Source organism: Alteromonas sp. ABE4_545, from assembly GCF_056161325.1.
The window spans coordinates 20344-32732 of record NZ_JBSWYY010000034.1 but is presented as its reverse complement, the minus strand read 5'-3'; the positions used below and the strand labels follow the sequence as shown (position 1 = coordinate 32732).

General features: G+C 43.6%; 9 protein-coding genes and 1 pseudogene. 2 read left to right on the top strand and 8 right to left on the bottom strand.

Annotation, left to right across the window (positions count from 1 at the left end):
* Positions 1 to 112: 112 nt before the first annotated feature.
* From ACXAH6_RS18520 to ACXAH6_RS18500, 5 genes and pseudogenes are all read right to left on the bottom strand, one after another.
* Positions 113 to 505: pseudogene (locus ACXAH6_RS18520) on the bottom strand (helix-turn-helix domain-containing protein); the annotation flags it as partial.
* Between the two features lie 265 nt (positions 506 to 770).
* Positions 771 to 1256, bottom strand: coding sequence for a DUF1353 domain-containing protein (locus ACXAH6_RS18515; protein WP_474879259.1), 486 nt, complete (start codon positions 1254 to 1256; stop codon positions 771 to 773).
* 3 nt (positions 1257 to 1259) lie between these two features.
* Positions 1260 to 4733 carry a hypothetical protein gene (locus ACXAH6_RS18510; RefSeq protein WP_474879257.1) on the bottom strand — a complete coding sequence of 1158 codons (3474 nt, stop codon included), beginning with the start codon at positions 4731 to 4733 and terminating at the stop codon, positions 1260 to 1262.
* On the bottom strand, positions 4733 to 5365 hold the full coding sequence (locus ACXAH6_RS18505) for a hypothetical protein (RefSeq protein WP_474879255.1): 633 nt from the start codon (positions 5363 to 5365) through the stop codon (positions 4733 to 4735). The genes ACXAH6_RS18510 and ACXAH6_RS18505 overlap by 1 nt, the downstream gene beginning before the upstream one ends.
* 158 nt (positions 5366 to 5523) lie before the next feature.
* Positions 5524 to 6267, bottom strand: coding sequence for a TrmH family RNA methyltransferase (locus ACXAH6_RS18500; RefSeq protein WP_474879253.1), 744 nt, complete (start codon positions 6265 to 6267; stop codon positions 5524 to 5526).
* Between the two features lie 152 nt (positions 6268 to 6419).
* Here ACXAH6_RS18500 and rlmE point away from each other — a divergent pair, with 152 nt between their 5' ends.
* On the top strand, positions 6420 to 7040 hold the full coding sequence (rlmE, locus tag ACXAH6_RS18495) for a 23S rRNA (uridine(2552)-2'-O)-methyltransferase RlmE (protein ID WP_474879251.1): 621 nt from the start codon (positions 6420 to 6422) through the stop codon (positions 7038 to 7040).
* Between the two features lie 11 nt (positions 7041 to 7051).
* Here rlmE and fdxA read toward each other — a convergent pair whose 3' ends face one another.
* Complete coding sequence (gene fdxA, locus ACXAH6_RS18490; RefSeq protein WP_474879250.1) at positions 7052 to 7375, bottom strand: ferredoxin FdxA; 324 nt, start codon at positions 7373 to 7375, stop codon at positions 7052 to 7054.
* Positions 7376 to 7560: 185 nt separating this feature from the next.
* Here fdxA and ACXAH6_RS18485 point away from each other — a divergent pair, with 185 nt between their 5' ends.
* Complete coding sequence (locus ACXAH6_RS18485) at positions 7561 to 9189, top strand: NAD(P)/FAD-dependent oxidoreductase (protein ID WP_474879249.1); 1629 nt, start codon at positions 7561 to 7563, stop codon at positions 9187 to 9189.
* Positions 9190 to 9265: 76 nt separating this feature from the next.
* Here the strand turns inward: ACXAH6_RS18485 and ylqF are convergent, their stop codons facing one another.
* The gene (gene ylqF, locus ACXAH6_RS18480; RefSeq protein WP_474879247.1) at positions 9266 to 10267 is read right to left on the bottom strand and encodes a ribosome biogenesis GTPase YlqF; all 1002 of its coding nucleotides are present in this window, start codon (positions 10265 to 10267) and stop codon (positions 9266 to 9268) included.
* A 113-nt stretch (positions 10268 to 10380) separates the two neighbouring features.
* The gene (locus ACXAH6_RS18475; RefSeq protein WP_474879245.1) at positions 10381 to 12276 is read right to left on the bottom strand and encodes an aminotransferase class I/II-fold pyridoxal phosphate-dependent enzyme; all 1896 of its coding nucleotides are present in this window, start codon (positions 12274 to 12276) and stop codon (positions 10381 to 10383) included.
* Positions 12277 to 12389: the final 113 nt, after the last annotated feature.

Below are 12389 nucleotides of genomic sequence, written 5' to 3'. Positions count from 1 at the left end.
GATCTGCGTTTCTGTGTATCGAGACTTTTTCATCAGGAGTTCTCCTTTCTTGGCTCAGTTTACGCCGAAGAACTCTAAAAAGGTATGTCGCTATTTTAGGGGAGGTTTACATACGCTTCGCCCGTTTTACATGATGGATATCATGTGCCCATGTGCCCATGTGCCCATGTGCCCATTTGCGCAGTGTCTCACGCTTAACAACAATGTGTTCGTGAGTCTCAAGCATTTCGGCGAGGTGCAACAGATTAAGGTCATAGTATTTCTCGCGAATTAGCGACTGAACTTGCAGCTTAAGGCTGTCAGGCGTTTTATTAATTGGCTCGCTACCTGTATTTCCGTGAACAACAAACTGTAACCCTTGGCTTCGGTAACGCTGCAAATACCGTTCAACAGTACGTCTGGATTTATTGAGGAGCTTAGTGGCATTGGCTATCGTAATTTTACGCTCAGCCACTTTTGCGATGACATCAACAGTCAATTGAGCTTTGGAATTCAACACAATCATCCTTAGCGTTCCTCAAATGCACAAACAAAACATTCAAAGAACACGGTTAAAGATAACCGTCAATTTCCCTTGGTAATTAGCGACTACGACAGAATCGCGTGGTAATTAAAGTACGACAAAATCGCTTGGTGTTAACAGCTGAAAAGAATTTAGCTCAAATCTAATCTTACGCTGACACCAGAAAAACTGGGTAACTGTCAGATCAGGTCTGAGCTAGTACAATTCAAGAGCGCGATATTACTATCAAGTAATATAGAGAAAGAAGTCACTGGGCTTTTCTGTGTTTATGCCAAGCAACCCATCCAAAAGCGACCAAAGCACACCAAGCTAATACATCAATTAATGCGAAGCCATTGACGTGAATAGCTTCTTTTCTAAAAAGTGCGTCCCAATACAATCTTCCTTTTCCCTCACCAAATTTTGTTGCGCCACCATTGGGTATGGTTAGTTCAAGATGTTGATATTTATACGCATAGTCATGAATGAGCCCAGGTATAAATAATAAACCCACTGGAGATAGGATTATCCATAATGGGCGAGGTATCGATGCCCCATCAAATTCAAAACCTTTTGGAATTTTAATACTTGTTCCACAGGAAAGTGTGTAACTCCAGTCTTCGGCCACTTCCCACTTCCTAACTGAAAAAATCCAAATCAGTATTTTGAGGGGGAAGATCTTATTTTTTGTCAGAATAGGAATTGGGCGTAAAAGTGGCAGCACCAGTGGCATATTAGATGTATTCAAGTTCATCTATCAATCTCCTATCGTCGAAACTAATTCATTTTCTGGCAAGCCTTCTCTGATAAACAATATATTTTGTTTGAATGTTTCGAGCGCCTTTTGACGTTTACTGGCCTCTGTTGCGACAAATTGGTCATATAGATCATCACCAATAATCGTCGGAGGTGCGCCTTCAACCTGACTTTGCGTGCATTTTTCCAAACTTTGCGCGATTAAATAGTTTGCAAAATTGGCGGTACTTTTAAGCATGCTATTAATGGATTTTGCCCTAGCAATAACGGCCGCATCTTTATCATCATCTTTGATTTCTCCGAAAGCTTTTTTGTGAGCTTCAAATTTACTGACGTAGGTTGAGAGGTTGTCCTTACCTATTATTTTCTCTATAGATTCTGCACTTGCAGGAGGTTGCTTGTCAGTCATGGGTACACAAGTTTTACTCAGGTAACTTTCCCAGCTCTTATCATCTAACCATTTATTTAAAGTTGAAAATTGTGCATTTGTACTGTTGGCGTATTTTTCGTAAAAACGACCATACATTGCATCTAAAACATTGCCAGAAGACTTCAACTCAACAGCGCCATTCCCCGAATTAAGAAAATAACCAGTAGTTGACGCCGTGTTGGTAATAGCGCTATTAGCGATCGTTTTATATATTTGTTCAGGGTCCGACGAATAACCTTTGACGTACCAGTTTCCAATGTCATCTTTCACTACAACATAGTTGGTTTTACCGCCGCCGGTGACTCTGACAGTATTAATGTTTTGCCAATATTGCTTGTCAACCTGCTGATGAACATGGCTTTCGTTAGCGAAGTTATTGCCAATAATCGGGAGCGATTGCAGCGCGCTTTGCTGGAGCATATTTTGCCAATCTGACGCACTGTTATTTTGTTGCATTGCACTGCTCGGGTAGCTACTTCTCAGATATGCTGATGTTGGGATAAGGTATTGTCTTCTTGTGGTTAGGTCATATGCGTTTCTCAGAGCCGTTTGTACATTTTGTAGCTCTTTACTCGAAGCGCCTTTTAACTGCAACGCTATTTGCAGGTTTTCTATGTGCCTGACAACCCCACGCATTATGTGATCTGGAGTACATTTTTCACTGTCTTTACAGCTAAAACCATTCGGCAAGTAGAATTGCTCAATTCCAGATTTAGCTTGGGTGATAAGTCGATTAACAGAAGAATCATCTGAAACTAACTTATCCGCCCACTGTTCAAAGGACACTCCGTCTTTAATGTCGGCGGAATAGTCTTTTACTGTTTGTATTGCGGTTGTTAACAGCGTTAATTTGGCATTTTGAGTAATCAGGTTTGCACTAATAGCATCACATTCAGAGGTTGAAATACAATTTTTGGCTTTTTCATCAATTAGTTTTGTTAATTCAGCTAAGGCTTTATCACTATTTTTTTTGCTGGCGTCAAAAGCCGCTTCTTTGCTAGTTAGTTCGGTTTGAACGTTTGAACGTTTTTTCTCAAGTTGGGCGCTGAAATAGGTAGAGTGTGCAAGTAAAGATTGAGGATTGTTCTTAAACAGCACTGCTTGCAAATTTTCAGATGTTCTGAGTTGGTGTACCTTATTCAAACTGGATTTTGAAATAATTTGTACGTCACTTAACGCCGCACAAGGTTTTCCGGCGAGTAAACAGTACTCCTCTTTTGCTTTCAGAGTCACCTGCGTATCCAATTTGGTCAAATAGTTGGTTAAATCTATGTTTTTTTGCGATTCTTGAAGCTCTTTATTTTTGGTAACGGAAATATAATTGTTTAAGCTTAAAAGCCAGTTTTCGAGATTCTCGACCTCGTTTTTCAAGTCACTTGTTCTAGAGTGAGAAGTTCGCCATATAGCTAACTTTTTTTGCGCGTTTGTGAGTTTATTGATTTGTTCTTGCGTCTCGTTTTTTTGACCGGTTAATTTTGCCAAAATTTTGCTTTTGTAGTTCTCGGTACTGCCAACAAAGTGATGGTCGGCAAGTTGTTCGTCCAACGCTCTCATTTCTTCATCTTTTTTGGTGTGACGTTCACGAGCTTTAATATCATTAATCTGCACAATGATTGCGCTGCCGAGTGATTGTAAAACCTGAACGTATTGTGAAGAAGCTTCTTGCTTCCCTTTTAGTTCTCCGTCTAATAAGACCTGCTTATCGGCAAGCACAACTAGCTTGCCAGCGTAATTCAAGAGCATGGAGAACAAGAGTTTACGGTTGTTTTTCTTCGTTTCACCAACGCTATCCTTTCCAAGTTCGTTTTCGTACTTCGCTTTGTAAGCGAGATTTTTAATACCAAGAGGGTAGCGTGCAGCATTTAGAGATTGGCTGCTAGAAATTGAATCATTGATATATTCGTATTTATCTATTAGTTCTTGTGGGTTTAACGCTTCTGAGTTTGTCAACGACACGCCTCTCGCAAAACCGGTGGAGCAAAGTCGCTCATTGGCGACTATATTGTTGTCGCATTGGTATTTTAGCTCTTCTCTAAGCCGCAGTAAGGCAGTGATGCTATCGGGGTTGTTTGTGAGCTGATTTTTTACTTCATAAGCTTTTTCTTTGATAGTCTGAGTAGTCATATTTTTGTTTTGTTGAAAAATCACAGGCTCATTGAGTAACTTTTCTGCTTCAATTAGTTCATTCGGGTTAATTAGCGTGCTCAAAATAGTCGCTAGATCTCTTTGCAACTCTAGGTGAAGATAACCTGGAGATTGACCCTTTTGTCCCCTTTGATACTCAGACATGAAAGATAGGATATCTACAATTGCTACATCAATGAACTCCCGATATCGTTGGTTTACATTTGTAGATACTTCATTAGTTCTATTATCAAGCACGTTTTCAGATTGTTGATTAGACTGGAGTGAGGTTAATTGCTTTAAAGAAACGACTTTTTTAAAGTTTTCCGTACTAGTCTTTAAAAACTCCCTCAATAACAAAGACGTTTTATCGTCATCAAATAGCGCCAGTAAATCTTCCAAATTGCAGGACATTGACAACCTTGCGACAAGGGATGCTTGTTTTTTGACCCCACTTCTTAGTACCCAGTTTTGATCGCGTAGTGTTTTACAAAAATAAGTGTCAATTTTTCCATAGCTAACATCTTGGTTATTGTATTTTTTTCTAATTAGCTTGAAGGTGGGGTATCCAGGTTTTCCATGGCCTCTTTCAATATAATTATTGCAACTTGGAGTGTTCTTTTGACATGAAAAATCCGCTTTTGAAGGACCAAAACTGAGTATGACTGTTTCTGAATCAGAGGAAAGATCGTCTGGTTTTCGATCCAATGGGCTTACTAAAATATCTTTCATAAGCTGCCGTTGAAGATCATCCAAGAGTCGTTGAGAAGTCATAGCGAGAGAAATAAGTTGTTCAATCTGAACATCTTCTTCTTCTGATAGAGGACCTTTATAAACATCTACATCGATTTGAAGGGCAGCACAAGCAGATAGCAGAGGTATGGCTACAACACAGCAAATATTACGGAGCGCTTTATTCATTATTTAGTCTCCTTCGTATATTTGTCTGCGATTTTTAAGCCATCAATCAAGGCGTCAACTTCAGCCAAGTTATCAAATAAGTAACGCACTAATTCTTGGCTTATTGCTGTATTCTGCATTCTTGCTTGTTGCCCTGTCACATTGTCTACTGCAGAGAAAAAAGCGTCAGGACTTGCTCCCATCACCACAACTAGTCGGTGGTCTTTGGGGCTAATTCGAAATCCTTCGGGCCCGAAAGCAATTAATTTGCGTTGAACGGATGTACCCAGTAAATCGTCAAAAACGGCGGTATTGTCTCCAGCTAAACTATCAGCTTGGGCGACAATTTTTTGCTGGGATGTGAGCGAATCAACTAATTCAGATTTCACCCAGCCAGAACCAAACTTCATTGAATTTAGCGCACTGGCTTGGCCATGTATTCTGATGCGGTAAATGGTTTGAGGAACTTGTTCCTGAGGGTCGAAAACCCCGAGATAAAATATTTGCTCAATTTCATTTGATGGCGCGACGGCGAGTGCAGCAGCTCCTCCAGATATGACTTTTTCGGTGTTTGAGCAACTTTGACTGAGTAAACTGAAGGTGATAAAAGTGGTGGTAATTAATTTGTGTGAGGCGGTAATTTTGACTGGCATCGGAGTGTCCAATTTTTACAAGGTTGAATCCATTCACTCCTTATCTATACAAGGGACTACCGAATTTTTTATATTAATAAGGAATTTACTGACAATTGAACGTAAAGTAAATAGTAAATATTCTCATTTGGTGTCTAATTTTGATTGTGTTATGTACGTCAACACTGAGCCAACTGATAAGCACTGATCCCCACCGCAGAAGCTAAATTCAATGAGTCAATCACACCGCTACCGGCAATGGTGTAAGGCACTGCATTAAAATTTGTGAGTGCTTCGCTGGGTACGCCTCTGGCCTCATTGCCAAACAAATAACATTGAAACTCGCCAAAAGATGGCGCATTGATGGCTTCACCGTTTAGATCCAAATAAGCAAACTGTTGGAATCTCGCTGGTAAAGTATCAAGGGCAACGTCTAGCTCAATCGGTAGATGAAAAATGGCTCCCATGCTGGCTCGCACTACTTTAGAGTTAAATGGGTCAACACTGTTGGGGCTGAGCAATAGTTTAAAGTTACCGAACCACGCGAGGGTACGTAAAATGGTACCGAGGTTGCCTGGATCTTGCACTTCGTGAAGATAAATACAACGCTCACCGGCTTTTATCTCGCTGGCTTGTTTGGCACTTGGTAGCGGTACGCTGGCAATCAGGCCTTGTGGTGTTTTGGTATCGCTAATTTGTGCCATTTGTTTTTGGTTTAGTACGACAACCTTAAAAGCACTGGCTAAATCTTGCGCCCATTGTGCAAAGTGCTCGGTGATAAACAGGGTAATCTCGGTTTGTTGCTTGGCATCAGGCGTGGCTTTTAACAGTTCTAAAATTAAATGCTCACCTTCGACAAGATAAAAACCAAATTGAGAACGGTATTTTTTCTGATGCAGCTTTTTAACATCGTCGAGTTTCATGGGCGAATTCTGAACAGTTAGGGATAACAAAGGCGGGATTGTACCGTTTTGATAGGGTAATTGGTATCTCACTCGTGTGTTGAGGTTTTGCAAATTCGCGCTCAGCCATTACAATGGCGGCCTTTACGGTATGATCAACACAGCACATCACTATGGCAAAATCGAAAACCAGCAAAAAATGGATGGACGAACACGTTAACGACCCTTACGTTAAAAAAGCGCAGATTGACGGGTATCGTTCACGGGCCAGCTACAAGCTGATCGAGATTAACGAAAAAGATGATCTTTATCGCAAGGGCAGTGTGGTGATGGATTTGGGTTCTGCACCAGGCGGCTGGTCACAAATTGTTGCCCCTGCTGTGGGTGAAAACGGCCGTGTGATCGCCTCTGACATTTTGCCTATGAGCAGCATTATTGGCGTCGACTTTATTCAGGGCGATTTCACCGACGAAGCCGTATACGAGCAAATTCTACAAACCTTGGGCGATGACCAAGTGGATACGGTAATTTCAGATATGGCCCCGAATATGAGTGGCGTGAATACCACGGATCAGTACGCGTCTATGTATTTGGTGGAACTGGCGCTGGATATGGCTCGCAACGTGTTAAAACCGGGCGGTAGCTTTTGTGCCAAGGTGTTCCAAGGTGTGGGTTATGACGAGTACGTGAAAGATGTGCGCAGTTCGTTCAACAAAGTGATTGTGCGTAAACCTGCGGCATCTCGCCCCCGCTCTCGTGAAGTATATCTCGTCGCCAAGGGCTTTAAGGGGTAAAAGGCTTAGTCTTATTTTTCCAACAAAGGCAGTTTGTTGGGCACACCATTCCATTCGTCCGCGTCTTCCGGCGCGGGCTTCAATTCATTTATATTTGGCCATTGCTGAGATAATTCGGCGTTAATCTCTAGGTATTCTTCTTGCCCGGGAGGCAGGGCGGTATCTTGAAAAATCGCTTCAGCAGGGCACTCTGGTACACACAACGCACAATCAATACAAATCGCGGGGTCAATCGCGAGGAAATTGGGGCCTTCAAAGAATGCATCCACTGGACACACGGCAACACAATCCGTGTATTTACATTTGATGCAATTGTCGGTTACTACAAAGGTCATTGGCGTTTTTGGGAGTTATCTCGGTTAGCAAGGCGCTAAGTGTAAATTAGCAAACGCAAAAGACAAGGACAATTGTGCCGATAAGCGATTATTCACGCCTTTAACTACCGCTTATGGCCGATCTGATTTAGAATGCGCGTGCCCTGACGGAGAGGCCGTCCGGCAAGAAAGAGAGTACATGCATTATGCTACGATTAACGGACATTAAGTTACCCCTAAACCACGAAGAACAAGCGATTGAACAAGCGGTGCTAGCCACCCTGAAAATCGACGCTGCTCAACTCATTGCCGTTAATATTTTTAAGCGTGGTTATGATGCCCGTAACAACAAAGACATTCAGTTAATTTACACCTTGGATGTGGAAGTGACTGACGAGCAAGCGATTTTGGCTCGCTTTGATAAGCAAAATAACGTGCGTGTTACTCCAGATATGACATACAAATTTGTCGCCGAAGCGCCTGACAACCTTACAGAACGCCCAGTTGTGGTTGGCTTAGGCCCGTGTGGTTTATTTGCCGCGTTGATTTTGGCGCAAATGGGTTTTAAACCTATTGTGCTTGAGCGCGGCAAAGCTGTGCGTGAGCGTACTAAAGACACCTTTGGTTTTTGGCGCAAGCAACCTCTTAATCCTGAATCAAACGTGCAGTTTGGTGAAGGTGGAGCCGGTACCTTTTCTGACGGTAAGCTATACAGTCAGGTAAAAGATCGCAAACATTACGGCCGCAAAGTGTTGCACGAGTTTGTGGCTGCCGGTGCTCCGGAAGAAATCGAATACGTGAGCAAGCCCCATATCGGTACCTTTAAACTGGTGAATATGGTGGAGAAAATGCGTGCGCAAATTATCGAGTTAGGTGGCGAAATGCGCTTTAGCACCAAGGTTGAAAAGCTGGATTTGGAACCTACTGACAATGGCAATCAAATTAAAGGTTTGCACCTATCAAATGGCGAATACTTGCCAAGCCGTTTTGTGGTGCTGGCGATTGGTCACAGTGCCCGTGATACCTTTACAGCCTTGTACGAGCAGGGCGTGTATATTGAGCCTAAGCCTTTCTCTATCGGGTTTCGCATCGAACACGAGCAGAGCATGATCGATACCTGCCGTTTTGGTGACAACGCCGGTAACCCTATTTTAGGCGCCGCCGATTACAAATTAGTGCATCACTGCAAAAATGGCCGTTCTGTATATAGTTTCTGTATGTGCCCGGGTGGTACTGTAGTGGCTGCTGCGTCTGAGCCGGGCCGAGTGGTCACCAATGGCATGAGCCAATACTCGCGTCATGAGCGCAATGCAAACAGTGCTATTGTTGTAGGTATTGAACCTGAAAAAGATTACCCCGGTCATCCGTTGGCGGGTATTGAACTTCAACGTAAGTTGGAAGAAGCGGCGTATCGCGCAGGCGGTGAAAACTATAACGCGCCGGCCCAGCTTATCGGTGACTTTCTACAAGGCAAACCCAGTGATGAATTAGGTGGCGTCACGCCGTCATACACTCCGGGTGTTACACTCACAGATTTAAGCAAGGTTGTGCCTAAGTTTGTTACCGAAGCGATCCGTGAAGCGATTCCAGCGTTTGACCGTCAAATCAAAGGGTTTGCTAAAGCCGACGGTATGCTAACTGGGGTGGAAACGCGTACCTCATCACCCATTTGCATTAAACGTACTCGCGATTACGAAAGCGTGAATGTAGCTGGTTTGTACCCAGCTGGTGAAGGTGCAGGTTATGCAGGGGGCATTCTCTCTGCCGGTATCGACGGTATTCGTGTGGCGGAAGCGGTGGCCTTGGCCATGGTCGCCACGCAAACAGAGCAGTAACTAATCAAGAAAATGGGGGCTTTATTGCCCCCATTTTTTTCGTTTTAAGCAGTGAAAACGCGCCAAACCGGTCGGCCTAGCGACGTTTTTTCATGCGCTTACTTTGTTCTTCGCGTTTTTGTTCTCGTTTTTCTTTCCGGTCTTTTTTATCCGGCGTTAACGAGCCTTGTTTGAACTTCTCTTTGCGCTTGGCTTTATCGGCAGCTTTTTTCGCAGCAGCCTCAGCCATTTCTTGTTTCTCTTTTACTAACATCGCTGGTGTTTCCAGCGTGATACGACCGAGTTTACCGGCTTGTAGTTCGGTGAGCAGAATTTCGCAAATCTTGTGCAGATTCACGCGCCCGCCCGCCATTATGGCACCGCGTTTTCTTGCTGCGGCTTCTAAAAACTCAATTTCAGTGTCCGGTAACTCATCGAGCTTAAAGCGTTCTTGCATTAAATCTGGATAGGCTTTAATTAAATAATCAGCGGCGTAAAAGCCCACGTCATCAAATTCCATCGCGGTGTTTTTTACCGCCCCCGATGCCGCCAATCGGTAGATAGAATTAGGGTTTTCCAGTTTTGGCCACAACACCCCTGGGGTATCAAACAGCACAATACCGCTACCTAGGTTAATGCGCTGCTGGTTTTTGGTTACGGCGGGCTCATTACCGGTTTTAGCGATAATACGGTCGGCCAAAATGTTGATCAATGTCGATTTGCCCACGTTAGGAATGCCGGTAATCATGGCGTTGATCGATTTTGCCGAGGCTTCTTTGGCGGCACAAATCGAGCGGATCATCGACATAATCTGCTTGGTATTTGCAGGGTTATCACTGCGTGTGGTGATGGTTTTTACGCCGCGTTCGCTCTCTAGGTGCGCTTGCCATTCCGCCGTTAAGTCAGGATCGGCCAAATCGAATTTATTGAGTATTTTTAAACAGGGAGTGTCACCGCGTATTTTCGCGATCTCCGGGTTTTCGCTGGAATAGGGAATTCGCGCATCGAGTACTTCAATAAGAATGTCTACCTGACTGACAGACTCTTTTATCTCTTTCAGGGCTTTGTGCATGTGCCCTGGAAACCATTGTAATGCCACGTTTGCTGTCCTTTGGTGCTCAAATGCCGCTAGTTTACTTTATTTGCGCGCACTTTGCCGATTAACTGAAAAGATACTTGTTAATCGGCAAAGAAAATCAGCTAAATCAATGGCTAGGCGAGTACGTATATCTCGCCGTCAATTAAGCCTTGAATAGTGAGCTTTTGGCTCGATAGTGCATTGAGGTAATTAATGTGTTCAGCTTCAATCATTTGGCCGGGCACAAGTAATGGAATGCCGGGCGGGTAGGGCGTAATCAACGCAGCGGCGATTTTGCCCACGGATTCATGCAAAGGCACAGTTTCGCGTTTTCCGAAGAAGGCTTCAGACGGTAGCATAGCTAAATTAATCGGTGGGATTTTATTCGGCAGCGCTTTTTGTCGGTTACTGCGTTGTAGCGATACATGGCCTGCATCTAACTTATTCAGGGCATTGTACAAACGCACGATTTTCGAGCGAACACCACCAAAAGTGAGTAATACCAACAACGTACTGTGGGTAAACTTCTCAATTTCTAAGCCCACTTCGTCCATTAAAAAGCGATGAATTTCTTGGTTTGAATAATTGAGTGCTGATATATCAATTAAGATTTTTAGCGGGTCATGGCCAATATTGTCCGACTCGAAATGGGCGAACATGGCTTTGAAGTCGTCTTCGTCCAAAATGCGAACACGGGTGAATTTGGCCGCTTGTGCTTTTAACTCGCTCACATGATTGAGCAAGTTATTGATGACTTTAAAGCCCTCCATCTCCAATTGCTTACGGCATACATCAAGAGAGGCAATCAATTGGTACTGGGGAGAAGTACTGGTATTAATCGCGTAGATTTCTTTAAAGAAATCTTTGTCGAAATCAGGATCATTCACGTGAATGTAAGATGCTTGTGAAAACGCACTCACTACCTTATGGGCTGAATGGGTGACGTAATCCGCCCCCGCATTAATCGCCGAATAAGCTCTGAATTTCGGATGGAAGAGTGAATACGCGAACCATGCTTCGTCGATAAACACTTTAATTCCGTGCTCGTGAGCAAAATCGACCACTTGTTTGAGGTCTGTCAGCAGGCCGTCGTAGGTACATCCAGTGAGTACAATGAGTTTGGCGTCGGTATTGGCGCTGATCATCGCTTTGAGTTGATCTAGCGACGGCGGTGCGAAAATGCCATATTTGGGGTCGAGAATACTGTCTAAGTAAATGGGCAGGGCACGAGCTTGCACCATGCCGTAATGCACAGACTTGTGACAGTTTCTGTCGACAATGACCTTGTCACCCTCGCGCAACAAGGTTTGTAAAATGATTTTGTTCGAAGTTGACGAGCCGTTGGTAACAAAGTAAGAGTGTTTTACTTCAAAAGTGCCTGCGACTAAATTTTGTGCCTTGCCGATGGTGTTGGTGCCATCAGATAACGACCCTAACGAATCGACACTGACGGACAAGTCACTGATAAAGGTATTACGGCCAAAGAATTTGTAGAAATCATTGATGTAACTTGAGTTACGAAAACTTGCTCCTCCACTGTGGCCTGGGGTGTGCCATGAATCATTGGTTTCCACCGCGTATTTTTTATACGCCGTCCAAAAAGGCGTTTCACTGCGATCATCAAAGTCGTTGATGATGTACGCTAACGTGGATTCTGGATCAGAGGCAATATCTTGTAGCGCAAAGAAGGCTTCAATTTTGTTGGAGCGACTCACGATATCAAAACCATTTTCATCTTGCCCGGTTACGTACACAGGTAACTCATGGCGAATGCGTTTAATTGCATTAATAATGTAAGATTCTGATTCTTGGTTTTCTACTGTTTCCCAACTCAGTAATACGGCCTGAATGTCTCCGTCGGTATAGAGAACAGCCTCTGCATCGGCTTTACCGTTCACCGATATTATCTCTAGGGTGAGGTCGCCACGTTCGAGTTCAGCTAGCGCCGAAGAGAGGTATTGATAGGTGTGATTGCGTCTTTCGCTGTTATCGTCAATTAACAGTATTTTTAAACAAGGTACAGCAGTCACTCGTGATCCTTCTTAAATGCCGAACTTTCGGGTTGATGTAAAGCGCAGACGTGCGCTGACAAAAAAACCTCAAGACTAGCAAGTCTATGCCCAGAATGAAATTGGTTATTGGT

Coding starts and splice junctions, on each gene's coding strand:
- ACXAH6_RS18505 (WP_474879255.1), bottom strand. CDS start 5,365: ATGCCAGTCAAAATTACCGCCTCACACAAATTAATTACCACCACTTTT.
- ACXAH6_RS18515 (WP_474879259.1), bottom strand. CDS start 1,256: ATGAACTTGAATACATCTAATATGCCACTGGTGCTGCCACTTTTACGC.
- ACXAH6_RS18500 (WP_474879253.1), bottom strand. CDS start 6,267: ATGAAACTCGACGATGTTAAAAAGCTGCATCAGAAAAAATACCGTTCT.
- fdxA (WP_474879250.1), bottom strand. CDS start 7,375: ATGACCTTTGTAGTAACCGACAATTGCATCAAATGTAAATACACGGAT.
- ACXAH6_RS18485 (WP_474879249.1), top strand. CDS start 7,561: ATGCTACGATTAACGGACATTAAGTTACCCCTAAACCACGAAGAACAA.
- rlmE (WP_474879251.1), top strand. CDS start 6,420: ATGGCAAAATCGAAAACCAGCAAAAAATGGATGGACGAACACGTTAAC.
- ACXAH6_RS18510 (WP_474879257.1), bottom strand. CDS start 4,733: ATGAATAAAGCGCTCCGTAATATTTGCTGTGTTGTAGCCATACCTCTG.